This is a genomic window from Kribbella sp. NPDC048928 (assembly GCF_043197975.1).
In the GTDB taxonomy this organism is placed as follows: Bacteria; Actinomycetota; Actinomycetes; order Propionibacteriales; family Kribbellaceae; genus Kribbella.
Map to the genome: position 1 here is coordinate 40,049 of NZ_JBICUC010000004.1, position 13,870 is coordinate 53,918.

General features: G+C 69.3%; 12 protein-coding genes. 4 read left to right on the plus strand and 8 right to left on the minus strand.

From position 1 onward, the window contains the following. Nucleotide 1: 1 nt before the first annotated feature. Together ACGFI6_RS18060 and ACGFI6_RS18065 are read right to left on the minus strand one after the other, a co-directional pair. On the minus strand, nucleotides 2–661 hold the full coding sequence (locus tag ACGFI6_RS18060) for a response regulator (protein WP_393119824.1): 660 nt from the start codon (nucleotides 659–661) through the stop codon (nucleotides 2–4). After that, nucleotides 658–1,776, minus strand: a complete 1,119-nt coding sequence (locus tag ACGFI6_RS18065) for a sensor histidine kinase (RefSeq protein ID WP_393119826.1) — start codon at nucleotides 1,774–1,776, stop codon at nucleotides 658–660. Before ACGFI6_RS18065 ends, ACGFI6_RS18060 begins: the two co-directional genes overlap by 4 nt. Nucleotides 1,777–1,971: 195 nt before the next feature. Between ACGFI6_RS18065 and ACGFI6_RS18070 the strand changes: the two genes are divergently transcribed. After that, complete coding sequence (locus ACGFI6_RS18070; protein WP_393119827.1) at nucleotides 1,972–3,447, plus strand: carboxylesterase/lipase family protein; 1,476 nt, start codon at nucleotides 1,972–1,974, stop codon at nucleotides 3,445–3,447. Between the two features lie 39 nt (nucleotides 3,448–3,486). Here the strand turns inward: ACGFI6_RS18070 and ACGFI6_RS18075 are convergent, their stop codons facing one another. Further along, a complete protein-coding gene (locus ACGFI6_RS18075; protein WP_393119829.1) occupies nucleotides 3,487–5,778 on the minus strand; it encodes a M4 family metallopeptidase in 2,292 nt (763 codons plus the stop codon). A gap of 229 nt (nucleotides 5,779–6,007) precedes the next feature. Here ACGFI6_RS18075 and ACGFI6_RS18080 point away from each other — a divergent pair, with 229 nt between their 5' ends. Further along, on the plus strand, nucleotides 6,008–6,799 hold the full coding sequence (locus tag ACGFI6_RS18080) for an alpha/beta fold hydrolase (protein WP_393119831.1): 792 nt from the start codon (nucleotides 6,008–6,010) through the stop codon (nucleotides 6,797–6,799). 98 nt (nucleotides 6,800–6,897) lie between these two features. Here ACGFI6_RS18080 and ACGFI6_RS18085 read toward each other — a convergent pair whose 3' ends face one another. The 3 genes from ACGFI6_RS18085 to ACGFI6_RS18095 all read right to left on the minus strand — a co-directional run bounded on the left by ACGFI6_RS18085 (nucleotide 6,898) and on the right by ACGFI6_RS18095 (nucleotide 9,819). Continuing rightward, entirely contained in the window at nucleotides 6,898–7,524 is a 627-nt protein-coding gene (locus ACGFI6_RS18085; RefSeq protein ID WP_393119833.1) for a superoxide dismutase, read from the minus strand. A 272-nt stretch (nucleotides 7,525–7,796) separates the two neighbouring features. After that, complete coding sequence (locus ACGFI6_RS18090) at nucleotides 7,797–8,174, minus strand: YciI family protein (RefSeq protein WP_393119834.1); 378 nt, start codon at nucleotides 8,172–8,174, stop codon at nucleotides 7,797–7,799. Between the two features lie 178 nt (nucleotides 8,175–8,352). Next, the gene (locus ACGFI6_RS18095; protein WP_393119835.1) at nucleotides 8,353–9,819 is read right to left on the minus strand and encodes an LCP family protein; all 1,467 of its coding nucleotides are present in this window, start codon (nucleotides 9,817–9,819) and stop codon (nucleotides 8,353–8,355) included. A gap of 184 nt (nucleotides 9,820–10,003) precedes the next feature. Between ACGFI6_RS18095 and ACGFI6_RS18100 the strand changes: the two genes are divergently transcribed. Next, nucleotides 10,004–10,978 carry an NAD-dependent epimerase/dehydratase family protein gene (locus ACGFI6_RS18100; protein WP_393119836.1) on the plus strand — a complete coding sequence of 325 codons (975 nt, stop codon included), beginning with the start codon at nucleotides 10,004–10,006 and terminating at the stop codon, nucleotides 10,976–10,978. Nucleotides 10,979–11,169: 191 nt separating this feature from the next. On the opposite strand, the gene ACGFI6_RS18105 is transcribed toward ACGFI6_RS18100, so the two are convergent. Then, entirely contained in the window at nucleotides 11,170–12,072 is a 903-nt protein-coding gene (locus ACGFI6_RS18105) for a hypothetical protein (protein ID WP_393119837.1), read from the minus strand. Next, on the minus strand, nucleotides 12,073–12,966 hold the full coding sequence (locus tag ACGFI6_RS18110; protein WP_393119838.1) for a GntR family transcriptional regulator: 894 nt from the start codon (nucleotides 12,964–12,966) through the stop codon (nucleotides 12,073–12,075). Nucleotides 12,967–13,051: 85 nt separating this feature from the next. Between ACGFI6_RS18110 and ACGFI6_RS18115 the strand changes: the two genes are divergently transcribed. Then, entirely contained in the window at nucleotides 13,052–13,867 is an 816-nt protein-coding gene (locus ACGFI6_RS18115; protein ID WP_393119839.1) for an ABC transporter ATP-binding protein, read from the plus strand. The last annotated feature ends 3 nt before the right edge of the window (nucleotides 13,868–13,870 follow it).

Here is a 13,870-nt window from a genome sequence, read left to right on the forward strand (position 1 = left end):
CTCACTCCGCCGCGTGCAGGAGCACGGCGACCTGGGTCCGGTTCGCCACGTCGAGCTTCGCCATCAGCCGGGTCAGGTGCGCCTTGACCGTCGCCGTACTGAGGTAGAGCTCGGCGGCGATCTCCCGGTTGGTCAGACCGCGCGCGATGGCGTTCGCGATCGCACGCTCGCGTTCCGTCAGTGCACCGAGCAGTTCGCGCGCCTCACGACGCTCACCGTCCGGTGTCGTGACGTGCTGGATCAGTCCGGCAAGCACTGTCGGCGACAACACCGGTTCGCCAGCTGCAGCGCGGCGGACGGCGTCCACGATGTCGGCCGGTGGCGTGTGCTTCAGTACGTACCCGGCAGCGCCGGCCCGGAGCGCCTGCAGCACCTGGTCGTCGGCGTCGTAGGTGGTCAGCACGATCACCGCCGGTGCATCCGGGTGGTCGCGGAGCCGGGCGGTCGCGGTGATGCCATCGGTCCCGGGCATCTTCAGGTCCATCAGTACGACGTCGGGCCGGGTCGTGGTCACCAGGTCGGAGACCTCGGCTCCGTCGTCGGCCTCCCCTACGACGACCAGGTCCGGTAGGCCGCCGAGCATCGTCCGCAGCCCCATCCGCACCAGCGGATCGTCGTCAACGAGCAGCACCCGCAGCGGTCGTCCCTCGGGCGTCCTCATGACGCCAAGGGTAGCCAGACGGCCAGCCGGAAGGCCCCGTCCGACGCCCCGTAGCTCAGCCGTCCGCCGAGCAGTTCCACCCGCTCGCGCAACCCGATCAGCCCCAGTCCCGTCCCCGGTAGGGCGGCTTCCGAGGACGCCGACAGCTTGTTGCTAACGACAACGGTCAGGCCGTCCGCGGTGCCGAACTCGATCCGCACCTCCCGGCCGGGGGCGTGCTTACGTGCGTTCGTCAGACCCTCCTGAACGATCCGGTACGCAGCCCGCCCGGCCGCGTCCGGAACGGTTGCTGGCGGCAACGCATCGGCCCGCACCTGTTGCCCGGAGCGGACCGCGTCCTCGACCAGCTCCCGGATCGCCTGGGCTCCAGGCTGCCGAAGCTCCGCCGGGCCGCTGTCGTCCCGCAAGACGCCGATCACCTTCTGCAGGTCGGTGAGGATGTCGTGGGACGCGCCACGGATCACCTCGGCGGTCGCGGCAACGTCCGCGGCCGGTGCGTCGGGCCGGAAGGCCAATGCGCCCGCATGCACGCTCAGCAACGAGATCCGGTGTGCGAGTACGTCGTGCATGTCGCGGGCGATCCGCAGCCGCTCGGAGCGGCGGGCGTGCTCGATCCGTTCCTGCTCCTCGGCGGCGGCCCGTCGTACCCGCTCCGCGGCCTCCCGTGAGAGCCGCAGCCGCAGCCGCAGGAACAACCCGAGCTCGATCGCACCGATCATCACCAGCACACCGAAGATCGGCCAGTACGTCGTGAAGCCCTGCCGGACGAGCAGATTCACCGTCACCGCCGCGAGCGCGAACCCGGCGACCGTGAGCGCCTGCTGGTAGCGACGCCGGACCAGGACCGAGGCGATCGCCGCCGCGGCACCGGTCGTCGTACTGACCGCTGTCAGCGCGAGCAGCACGGCCACGACCGGGATCGGCCGGCGGTGCCGGAACATCAGCAGGGCCGGACCGACCGCGCCGACCACCAGGTCCAGCACGATCCAGGCCTGCGCCGGTCGCGGATGGGCAGTCAGTTCCCCGGCCAGCGTGGTCGCGGCAACCAAATAGGCCAGCAACGTCAGACCGACCTCGGTCAGGCGCTGCCAGGGCAGCTTCTCCGGGTCCTCCACCCTTCCGAGGGTAGGAGAAGCCCGGTCCCGCCGGGCGGATCGTCGACCGTTGGCCAGCAGAAGTAGCCATCTGGCTACTGCACTCGGCGGCACGCGGCACACAGGCTGGACCGCATGATCAGAAGCCTTCTCACGGCAGCACTGAGCGTGTTGAGCGTCCTCCCCGGACCAGCCTCGCCTCCAGTTCAGGAGGTCGTGCGTATCCATGACGGACTGGTGCGTGGCACGACCGGCCCGTCGACGGTCACCTTCCAGGGCATTCCGTACGCCGCTCCGCCGGTTGGCGCGCTGAGGTGGAGTGCGCCGCGTCCGCCGGCGTCGTGGACCGGCGTACGGGATGCTTCGAAGGCAACGCCGTACTGCCCGCAGCTCGGTGATGACGGGCAGCCCCGGACCGACACCTCCGAGGACTGTCTGTACCTGCACGTCACCGTACCGAAGGGCAAGCCGGCCAAGCCCCGTCCGGTGATGGTGTGGTCGCACGGCGGCGGATTCAGCTCCGGGTCAGGGAGCCAGCACGTACCGACCTCGCTGGCGACCGAGGGCGACGTGATCGTCGTGACGGTCGACTTCCGGATCGGTGTCTTCGGCAACTTCGGGTTGGCAGGGCTGAACGGGTCCGGCACCTTCGGGCTGCAGGACCAGCAGGCCGCGCTGCGCTGGGTCCGGCGGAACATCGGCGCGTTCGGCGGCGACGCGCACAATGTAACGCTGTTCGGAGAATCGGGTGGCGGCATCGGGACCTGCGGTCTGCTCACCTCACCCGCGACCCGCGGCCTCGTCGACCGCGCGATCCTGGAGAGCGGGTCGTGCAAGCTGGACTGGCCCGCGAACGGTCTCGCCATCGGCATTCCGGCCGGCTCGTTCTGGCAGCCCGTATCCAAGGTCCAGCAGACGGGCAGAACCGCTGCCACGCGCCTCGGGTGCACCGGTTCGAGTACAGCGGTCCTGCGCTGCCTACGCGGACTGGACACCACAAAGGTGTTCACCGAGTCCGGCGCGTTCGGATCCGTTGCCTACGGCAACGCGACGCTCCCGGTCGAGCCCGGCAAGGCACTCGACCTCGGCCTGTTCCCACCGATCCCGACTCTGTCCGGCCACACCAAGGACGAGGCACGTGCGATCGCATCGGTCGCGGAGCTCCTGAGCAATCCTGTGACGAGCGACAACTACGCCACGCGGCTGAAAGAAGCGTTCGGATCGCACGCGGCCGCGGTCCAGGCGGCGTACCCGTCGTCGGCGTACGAGGGAGAGCGGGCGGCCGCGCTGGCCTGGTCTGCAATGGACACCGATCGCGTCTGGGCGTGCACCCAGCAGGCGACGACGGCAGCTTTCGCGCGGCACACCACGGCGTACTCCTACGAATTCGCCGACCCGGCGGCGCCTGGCTACGTCCCGTTCCCACAGGGGTTTCCGACCGGCGCGTCGCACGGGTCGGAGCTCAACTACCTCTTCGACGCGGCCGGTGGGGCCGAGTACGAGCTGACGCCGACGCAGCAGCAGTTGGCCAAGCAGCTACGGCAGTACTGGACGAACTTCGCCCGCACCGGCGACCCCAGCGGACCCGGCGTACCGGGCTGGCCGCAGTGGCCGAGCACCCAGATCATCGCGCCGGGCGCGACCGGACCGATCGATGACCGGGGCAACCATCACTGCGAGCTCTGGAGGTGAGTGCGGGCCCCGCCCGAGGGCGGGGCCCGCATCAGAGCCCTACTTGGAACAGGTGTAGATGGCGGCGTTGTCGAGCCACCAGTTCGCTGGGATCAGGTCGGCGAAGTCCTTGCCGTGCTCGGTCCAGCGGAACTTCAGCTGCTTGCCCTTGAAGTCCGACAGGTCGAGCCGGCTGGTCTCCCAGCCGCCGGAGTTCCCGTGCCAGGCGGCCGGTTCGTCGGTGAAGTTCGGGTCGACGGTCGGGCCGTTGACCCACTTGAGGTCGGCAGTGTCCTTCCAGGTCGCCCCACCGTTGTCGGAGTACTCCATGCTTGCGGTGCCGGTACGGACGCCGAAGATGATGAACACGTTGTAGAAGTTGTACGCGTGCGTGAACCGCAGGTACGTCTTGTCCTTCTTGATCTTCGTGCCGTTCGCGGTCTGCAGGCTGATCGAGCCCGCCGGATCGGTCACCGTCCCGAACATCGAGTCGTCACCGTCCTGCGAGTACGAGGTGTCGACCAGCGCACCGTCCACGCCCTCGGCCTTGCCGAGCACCCAGCCCGCGTCGCGGACGATCTTGCCGTCCGGGTACTCGACGAAGCTGTCCTTGAACGCGTTCTTGGCCCTCGCGCCGGTGGTGTCGCAGACCGGTGCCTGGGCGGGCTTGCCGATGGCCGGCTCGAAGTCCATCTCGGTGGCCTTGATCGCCAGGCCGACCTGCGCGCAGTCGGCCTTGGTCATGCCGTACTTCTTCTTCTTGGCCAGCTTGGTGCAGCTCGCCCGGAGCGTCTCGGCCAGGTCGCCGTAGTCGGCGCCGCTGGTCAGCGACTTCTGCGTCTCGTGCCACAGCACCTCGGAGCGGGCCAGCCCGATGCCGAGCATCTTCTGGCCGTTGAACGAGCCGCCGTCGGCGATCAGGTACGCGGCCTTGTTGCCGACGCCGGAGTTGAAGTGCACGCCGCCGTTGTCCTGGAAGAACTCGTCGTCGAACCAGTTCGCGCTGCGCATCCGGTCCGGGTCGCCGAACTTGGTCGGATCGGACATGCTCCGGATCACGCCGAGGCTGGAGCCCTCCCCGATCTGCCAGCGGTTCTCCGCGGTGTCGTCCGCCGATCCGTTGGTGAGGTCAACGAACTCGCCCATGATGTCGGACAGCGACTCGTTGATCGCCCCGGCCTCCCACAGGTACGCCAGGCCGGAGGTGTGCTGCGTGACGCCGTGGGTCAGCTCGTGGCCGGTCACGTCGTCGGTGCTGACGCCCTCACCGAAGGCCATCTGCTCGCCGTTCCAGAACGCGTTCGCGTACGGGCAGCCGCCGTCGACGCAGATCCGTACGGTCCCGCGCAGCGCTTTGCCCTTGCCGTCACCGTAGTCGGCGCCGATCAGCTCGGTCAGGTCGGTGCCAAGACCCTCGTAGTAGTTCGAGGTGTCGCCGAAGTACTCGTACACCTGGTTGACGTCCTGGACGCTCGACGGCGCCTCGCCCTCGGCGCGCGACGACGGGAACACCGTGCCGCAGCGGACGTCCTCGGCGCCGGTCTGGATGACCGTGTGGTTCGCGTCGCAGACCACCCGGTTCAGGTTCTCGTTCAGGTTCCAGGCGAGCAGCGCCTGGCCGGCCGACGCGTGCACCATCGCCTGCCAGCGGACGTCACCGGGACCGGTCACCTCGAACAGGTACACCGGGATCGCGGCCGAGCCCGGCATCCGGGTCATCAGGCCGAGGTCGAACCAGCGCGGCCCGTCGAGCTTCGCGGTCAACTTGCCCGCATCGACCTTGCCGCGCTTCGCGACCGCGTCGACGGCCGCCTGCGTGGCCTTCGCCTGCGCCGCACCGGCCTGATCGGCGGCCGGGAACTTGCCGTACGTCGCCAGTGAGACCTCACCGTTCGCGGACTCGAGCGCGCCGGCCTTGTCGAGGTTCGTGACGATCTCGCCGCCGTACACCGGAACGCCGTCGATGGTCTGCTGGAAACGGGTCTGCGAGCCGTACTCCGAGAGCGTGCTGCTGCTCGCCACCAGGTCGGAGGCACGCGCACCGAAGTACGGCGCGATGCTGTCCACCTGCGCCTTCGCGACGGCGAGCGCGTCGGGTTTGCTGGTCGCGGCCTTGGCCGCCTTCGTCCCCACCGCGGCCGGCGCCTTCAGCGGAGTCGTGGGCCGGATCGAGTGCGCGCGGCCGAGAGCGTCGCGCTTGGCGACCACGCCGGCACCGCCACCCTTCGGGGTGTCCAGTTGCCGTAGCTCGGGGCCGTTCTGCACCGGGGCGCTGTTGGCGACCCCCGGCGACATCATGGTCAACGCGACTGCGCCGGCCGCGAGACCGGCCAGCCAGGATCGAACTTTCACGGGCTTCCTCCCAGTTCCGTGGACGACCGGGAACGCTGACGAGCCCCCAAGCTCGTTCCCGGACGGAACGCCCGAACCCCACACGTAAGCGGGGCGGACGCTTGCGATGGCTGCACCCTGTCATCCGGCAACTGCGCACCGCGAGCGTGAGTGATCTATGTCACAGGCAGTCGAGGGAGATCCTGCACGCTCGACGCACTGGTGAGATCGTCACCCAGCAGGAGGAATCATGAGCACCGTTGTCTCCAAGGACGGCACCACCATCACCTATGACCGGCGCGGCGAAGGCCCCGCCCTGGTTCTCGTCGACGGCGCGCTCTGCTCCCGCGCGCAGGGCCCGATGCCCGGACTCGCCGACGAACTGGCGGACCGCTTCACCGTCTACAACTACGACCGGCGCGGACGCGGCGAGTCCACCGACGTCAGCGGTACATCCGGGTACGAGGTCGCCCGCGAGATCGAGGATCTGGCCGCGGTGATCGAGGCAGCCGGCGGATCCGCGTACGTCTACGGCTCGTCGTCCGGCGCCGCGCTGGCACTGCGAGCGACTGCCGCGGGGCTGCCGGTCGAGAAGCTGGTCGCGTTCGAGCCGCCGTACGTCGTCGACGACAGCCGCAAGCAGATCCCGCGGAACTGGGTCACGGAGCTGCAGTCCCGCGCGCCGGACGACGCGATCAAGTACTTCTTCACCAAGGGCATCGGGCTGCCCGGGATCCTGGTGACAGCGATGAAGCTGATGCCGGCCTGGAAGCAGATGCGGGCGATCGCGCACACCCTGCCGTACGACGCGCAGGTGGTCGGCGGGAACTGCTTCGGCGAGCCGATGGACGCGGAGCAGTGGGCTCCGATCGAGCGGCCGGTGCTGGTCGTGAACGGCGGCAAGAGCCCCGCCTGGATGAAGGCGTCGAACCGGGCGCTGGCGGACGCGGTACCAGGCTCCGGACACACCGAAGTACCTGGTCAGAACCACATGATCAAGGCATCGGCGATCGCACCGGTGATCGCGGACTTCTGTGGCTGATGCGGACCGCCACGCCATCACAATCGCGCCCGCCCGGCTCCCTTGAGCGGGGACCGGGCGGGCGCGACGGATTGTGATGGTGTGGCGATCCGGGTGTGTCAGGCGCCGGTGATCAGGGCGCCGGCGCCGGAGCGGGCCGCGTCGAAGCGAGCCTGGGCGTCGGCCCAGTTCACGACGTTCCACCACGCCTTGACGTAGTCGGGCTTCACGTTCTTGTACTGCAGGTAGAACGCGTGCTCCCACATGTCGAGCATCACGATCGGGATCTGCCCGGCCGGCAGGTTGCCCTGCTGGTCGTACAGCTGGTGGACGAGCAGCTTGCCGCCCAGCGCGTCCCAGCCGAGGATCGCCCAGCCGGAGCCCTGGATGGTGGTCGCGCTCGCGGTGAAGTTCGCCTGGAAGCCGTCGAACGAGCCGAACGACTCGTCGATCGCGGCACCGAGCTCGCCGTCCGGCTTGTCGCCGCCGTCCGGAGACAGGTTCTTCCAGAAGATCGAGTGGTTGACGTGCCCGCCGAGGTTGAAGGCCAGCGTCTTCTCCAGCCCGACGATCGAACCGAAGTCACCCTTGTCGCGGGCCTCGGCCAGCTTGTCCAGGGTGTCGTTCAGACCCTTCACGTAGGTCGCGTGGTGCTTGTCGTGGTGCAGCTCCATGATCTCGCCGGCGATGCTGGGCGCCAGGGCGCTGTAGTCGTAGGGAAGATCGGGAAGCGTGTACGTGGTCAACTCTGCTCCTTCGTCGGGGCCCAGCGAGGGCCGATATCTGCGATGTCCCGGGTCGGCGACATCAGCTTGAAACTTCAACCACGGTTGAGGTCAAGTAGCCACGCGGGCGACGCGGCACCTGCCCGGTGCCCGGTGCGACCGCGATGACACCCGCGCACCCACCGGACACCTCCAGCTTCACATACTCCACCCGACGACCCACGACTGAGTCTCACCTCGGGACGGACCGGCCCTCCAGGCCGCCCCGGCGAACGGCCGGCCGAACCAGCCGGTCAGCTCCGGTAGAGGTCGGACGACGGGTCGAAGTCGGCTTCCTCGACCACCCGGCGGACCTCGACCTCGCCGTGCAGCGCCTCGGCCAGCCGGGCGGCCCACTCGACCGCCTCGTCCCGGGAGCGGACCTCGACGACGATCACGCCACCGATCAGCTCCTTGGTCTCCGCGAACGGTCCGTCGGTGACGGTCCGCCGGCCGTCGTCCACCTTCACCCGCGCGCCGAGCGCACTGCGGTGCACACCCTCGGCGAACAGCAGGACGCCCGCCTTCGACAGGTCCTCGACGACCTTCCCGACCGCCGCACCGACCTCCGGCGCCGGGAACTTGCCCGCCTCGCTGTCGGCGTCGGCCTTGTTGATGATCATGTAACGCATCGCTGCTCCCTCGTCGGGTCGGTTCACTTACTCCCGCGTCGAATGGGCGCGCACCGGATCGACACCCGCCAGCAGACCATTTCGCGCGCCGGTGGATCGCCACGCAGGCAGAACCCCCGAATTCGGGGGGTAAGTGGGCGCTTTTGGTGGGTTCTGCCTGCGTGGCGGTCCGGGTGACTCAGTTCGGCTGGTCGCCGTTGGGGTTGTATGCGCATGCGTCGGCCAGATCCTGGGTCGGGCCGGGGGGCGTGGTTGTGGTTGGGGCGGTGGGTTTGCGCGTGGTGGTCGGGGTCGCGGGGGTGACCGGGGTGGTCGCCGGGGCCGGGTCGGACTCGAGGGCGTTCTCGACGGTGTCGCGGAGCGCCTGGTAGTCCGGGTGCAGGTACTTGAGGCGGAGCTTGTCGGTGTCGAGCGTGACGTTCGAGACCGTGCCCGCCTTCACGCGGAGCGCGAGCTGCACCATCGCGGGCAGCAGTTCCTGCGGGATGTCCGTACGCAGCAGGTGCCGGCCGGCCTTCGCGATCGCCTTGTACTTCGTGACGAGCGTCTGCGGGTCCGCGGCGTCCACGATAGACTTGATCACGCACCGCTGCCGCACCTGCCGCTGGTCGTCGTCGGCGCCGTACCGGCCGCGGGCGAACCAGAGCGCGTGCCGTCCGTCGAGGTGCTGCTTCGCGCCGGGCTCGATCCACTCCTTCGGCGGGATGTGCGAGCTGCTGATGCCGCCCATCGCGACCCGCTCGTTGACGTTCACCGTGATCCCGCCGAGCGCGTCGACGATCTCCGGGAAGCTCTGCAGGTTGACCTGCAGGTAGTAGTCGAGCTTCAGCCCGAGCGCCTCGCCGACCGACTGCTTCACGACGTCGGCGCCCTCGTTGTCCGACGGGCCGAGGATGCCGGGATGGGCGTCGGGGATGTTCTGGTACATCGCGGTCAGCATCCACTCCAGCCGCCCGTCGAGGCTCAGCCCCTCCTTGCCGAAGCCCTCCGGGTAGAACTTGTGCAGCGGCGAGTCCGCCGGGAACGGCATGAAGGTCAGGTTCCGCGGGAGCGAGATCAGCGCGGTGTTCCCGGTCTTGGTGTCGATGCTCGCCACAATCACCGTGTCGGTCCGCACCCCCGGGCGGCTCGGTGCGTCGTCACCGCCGAGCAGCAGCAGGTTCAGCCGCGGCTTGTCTTCCCACGGGTCCTTCACGTTGACCGTCGTCGGCCGGGTGGCGCTCTTGCTCTCACCCTGCGACTGGAACACGTCCTCGACCAGCTTCCGCTGCGCCAGCACACTCTGCACACCGATGGCCGCCGGCGCCGCGATCGCGAAACACAGCACGCCGACGAACAGCGCACCGGCCACCCGCCCGCCGGCCCCGCCCGTTGCCGGACGCAACGACCTGTGCGAGCCGACGACGATCACGATCCAGCCGAACGCGAGTGCGCCGATCACCACCGACGTCATCAGCAGGCGGCTCGGCACCACAGCCGCGGCGAGCACCTCGTCGCGGCGGGTCAGGCCGACGTACACCCCGAGACCGACGAGCGCGAGGAACACCGTGAGCACGAACGCACCGAGCTTCCGGCGCCCGCCGACGATCAGTCCGAGTCCTGGGATCAGTGCGCCCAGCAGCGTGAACCCCAGCAACTTCGGCATCGACCGCGGCCGCCTCGCCGTCGCCCGCCCACTCCCCATCGGCTCCCCTGTCACCCCGTTGGCCCCCGGTACCAAGTGTGCGCCCTGGAACACACCTCTACCTGTTCAGACGTGTTACGGGAGCATTCGGTTGTCAAACAATCGGGTCGCGGCGGGTGGAGGGCTGGGGCTAGGTTGAGCGATTGTGCGCATTTTGGTGCTGGGCGGGAACGGATTTGTCGGGCGTGCGGTCGTGGACGACGCGCTGGCGCAGGGTGCGGAGGTCGCGTCGTTCAGTCGCGGTCTGAGCGGTACGCCGCTGCCGGCCGGCGTCACTCAGTTGGTCGGGGACCGCGAGGCCGGGGACTACTCCGCGCTGGAGACCGGCGAGTGGGATGCGGTGGTCGATCTGAGCGGGTTCCGGACTCGGGACGTCGACCAGGCGATGGACGTACTCGGGGATCGGGCGGGACGGTACGTGTTCGTGTCGAGCCACGCGGTGTACGTCCGCGATCTGCCGGCCGGTACGGATGAGACCGCGCCGCGCCGCGAGCCGTTGCGCGATGCAGACGTACTGACGAACGAGACGTACGGGCCGTGCAAGGTCGCGTGTGAGGACGACGTCGTAGAGCGGTACGGCGAGCGCGCGACGATCGTCCGGCCGGGGCGCGTCACGGGGCCTGGCGACTCGTCCGGTACGGCGCTGTACTGGATCCGTCGTGGGGCGCGTGGTGGTCGGGTCGCACTACCGACGAGGCCCGAGGCGCCGCTGCAGCTGGTCGACAGCCGGGATGTGGCGCGGTTGATCACGCGGCTGATCGCGGACGAGCGGTCCGGGGCGTACAACGCGATCGGGCCGGATTCCACGATCGGCGAACTGATCAGCACCGCGGCCGAGCTGTCCGGGAGTGCCGTCGACATCGTGCCGATCCCGTTCGACGCCGTCCCGCCGCGCTTCCCGTTGATGGACCCCGAGTCCGAGTGGGGCGAACGCCGCCGCAACCCCGCCAAGGCCCGCGCCGCCGGCCTGCCGGTCACCCCCCTCCGCCAGACCCTCACCGACGTCCTCCACTGGGACACCACGCGCGGCACCCCACCCCTGTCCATCGGCCTAACCCCCACCGACGAAGCCGCCCTCCTCGCCAATTTGCCTGGCAGACCCACCAATTTGCCTGGCTGACCCACCAATTTGCCTGGCAGACCCAGCGCGTGCGGGGTTCCACACCGCCAACCCGGGTCAGGAACCCCACACTTGCTGGGCCTACCAGGCAAATGCACCGGCGCGTGGCTACTCCGGGAGAACCAGCGTCCGGCCGGCGTCTCGGGCGGCGTTGACGCGCCACCCCACCATCGCCCGGTCCGGAGGACCGGTCAGTCGGGGAGGGCCAGGGTTCGGCCGGCGTCTCGGGCCGCGTTGATGCTTCGGGTGAGGGTGTCTTTCAGGGCGGTGGCCTCGTCGGTGAAGCCTTCTACTACGGCGGTGTCGCCGGCGGGTTCGGTGCGGGCGAGGAGTTCGATGTAGCGGTCGCCGTCCTCGAGGGCTGCCTCGGCGCGGAGCGCGGCGTCGGCGGAGCGGACCCGGTCGGCGTACCGGTCGAGCAGGTCCACCTTGCGCTTCATCGCCTCAGCGGACAGTGCGAGCGCCCGGCGCTGCGGTCCGAGTACGGCATCCAGCTCAGCGGACTTCGCACCACGAGCGATGTCCTTCTGCCGCGCCCGCAGTACGGTCTGCTCACGGAGCACCTGCGCGATGTCCCACAGCTGCTCGGGCAGCACCAGCTCGTTCTTCACGTCGTCGAGCAGCCCGCGCCGCGTGACCGTTGCCTCGAGCACCGTTTTCACCGCGCGCTGCGCCTTCGCCAGCAACCACGACGCCTCGCTGTCGAAGTCCTCCGGCAGCAAGTACTTCCCGTACTGCCGCCGGACTGCCTTGTGCCCGCGGTCCTCCCCCATCGTCTTCGCGAGGATCCCGCCGGTGGCGATCACCGCGACCCCGGCCAGCGCCAGCGCCGCCCACGCCGCGACCTCGGTCGGCAGCGTCGCCGCGAGCACGATCAACGCGAGGATCCACCCACCAACGCACACCGCGAGCCACACCAGCAGCGTGCCGAACGTGTTCCCGGGCGCCACCGACCACGACGTCTCACGCTTCGGCCGCGCCGCACCGGCCGCAACGAACAGCTCCGGCCTGCGCTCGTACAACCGCCGTACGCCGGCCGGCACACCCGGCGCGAACACCGGCTCCATCGCCACCTCCGAAGAAGTCGTCAGCACTCAGCGTAGCCGTGTGGCCAGCCCGTCGAGGTAGATGTTGAGGCCGAATTCGAAGAGTTGGTCGAGGTTGTACTCGTAGTCGAAGTCGTCGGCGAGCAGGTCGCGGAAGGCGGTCAGGTTGCTGCCCGCGACCATCGCCGCCAGCCGGTCGCTCTGCTGCCCGACCCACTCGTCCGCGGTGACGCCGGTGTCCTGCTCGGCCTGCGCCTCGGACTCCATCACCAGCGCGATCCCCCGGACGTACGCGAACAGGCTGATCATCGTCGACATCGCCGCGCTCTTGTCCATCCCGCGCAACGCGCCGAGCACCGCATCTGTGTGCGGCAGCAATCGCGGCGCCAACTGCGGCCGACTCAGGCTGATCGCACTCGCCAGCCACAGATGCTTCCGGTACGCGGCCCAGTGCACCCGCGCCACCAGCGTCACCGCGTCCCGCCAGTGCTCCGGGATCTTGCCCAGCGGAAACTCGCCGAGCGCCGCGTCGACCATCTGTACGACGAGCGCGTCCTTGCCGCCGACGTACCGGTAGAGCGCCATCGTCGACACCCCGAGCTCGGTCGCAATCCGCCGCATCGACAGCATCGCGAGCCCCTCGGCGTCCGCGATCGCGATCCCCGTCCGCACGACCTCGTCGCGGTTCAGGTCGGGCACGCCGTCGACCGCCGTACGGTGAGAACGCGGCGGCGGCCCCACCACGGTCCCGACCCCGGGCGACGCATGGACGAGCTGCTCCATCTGCAACATCTGCAGCGCCCTGGTCGCGGTCGCCATCGCCACGCCGTAGTCGCGCACCAGCGCCCGCGTCGACGGCACCCGGTCGCCCGCCAACAGCTCGCCGGTCTCGATCCGGCGCCGCAACTCGGCGGCGATCACCTGGTACGGCGCTTCGCCCATCAACCCTCCCGAGGTAGTGCACGTACATCGTATGCGCACTAGTTCGAGATGACAGTTGCAATTAGGTAAGGCTATCCTCAGCAGCATGCAGGAGTCAGTGGGGCTGACTGGTACCGGGCTCGCTCTCGGATATCACGGGCGCCGAGTGGTCGACGGCGCCTCGTTGGAGATCGCGGCGGCGAGCGTGACCGCACTGGTCGGTCCCAACGGTAGTGGAAAGTCGACGCTGCTGCGCGCTCTCGCGCGCCTCCATCAGCCGGACGGCGGGACCATCACCTTCCCCGGCGGCGGCGACGCGCTCACCCTCTCGGCGAAGGAGTTCGCCCGCAAGGTGACGTTGCTGTCGCAGTCCCGGCCGACGCCGAACGGTGTCAGCGTCCGCGACGTCGTCGGGTACGGACGGCACCCGTACCGCAGCCGCTGGCGCAACGACGACACCGACGGTCCGCGGGCGATCGAGCACGCGATGAGCGTCACCGGCGTCACGTCGATGGCCGATCGCGGCGTCGACGAACTGTCCGGCGGCGAGTTGCAGCGCGTCTGGCTCGCCACCTGTCTCGCCCAGAACACCGGCGTCCTGCTGCTGGACGAGCCGACCACGTTCCTCGACCTGCGCTACCAGATCGAGATCCTCGACCTGATGCGCGAGCTCGCCGACGAGCACGGGGTCGCGGTCGGCGTCGTACTGCACGACCTGAACCAGGCCGCCGCGGTGGCGGACCGGATCGCGCTGCTCGATCAGGGGCGAGTACGCGCGACCGGTACGCCGGAGGAAGTACTGCAGGCCGACGCGCTCACAGCGACGTACGGCATCACCATCGAGGTCGGCACCGACCCGGCCACCGGGCTGGTCTCGACCCGCCCGATCGGCAAACACCTGACCCGCGCCACAACCAACTGAGGT

Coding starts and splice junctions, on each gene's coding strand:
- ACGFI6_RS18060 (WP_393119824.1), bottom strand. CDS start 661: ATGAGGACGCCCGAGGGACGACCGCTGCGGGTGCTGCTCGTTGACGAC.
- ACGFI6_RS18080 (WP_393119831.1), top strand. CDS start 6,008: ATGAGCACCGTTGTCTCCAAGGACGGCACCACCATCACCTATGACCGG.
- ACGFI6_RS18090 (WP_393119834.1), bottom strand. CDS start 8,174: ATGCGTTACATGATCATCAACAAGGCCGACGCCGACAGCGAGGCGGGC.
- ACGFI6_RS18095 (WP_393119835.1), bottom strand. CDS start 9,819: ATGCCGAAGTTGCTGGGGTTCACGCTGCTGGGCGCACTGATCCCAGGA.
- ACGFI6_RS18110 (WP_393119838.1), bottom strand. CDS start 12,966: ATGGGCGAAGCGCCGTACCAGGTGATCGCCGCCGAGTTGCGGCGCCGG.
- ACGFI6_RS18115 (WP_393119839.1), top strand. CDS start 13,052: ATGCAGGAGTCAGTGGGGCTGACTGGTACCGGGCTCGCTCTCGGATAT.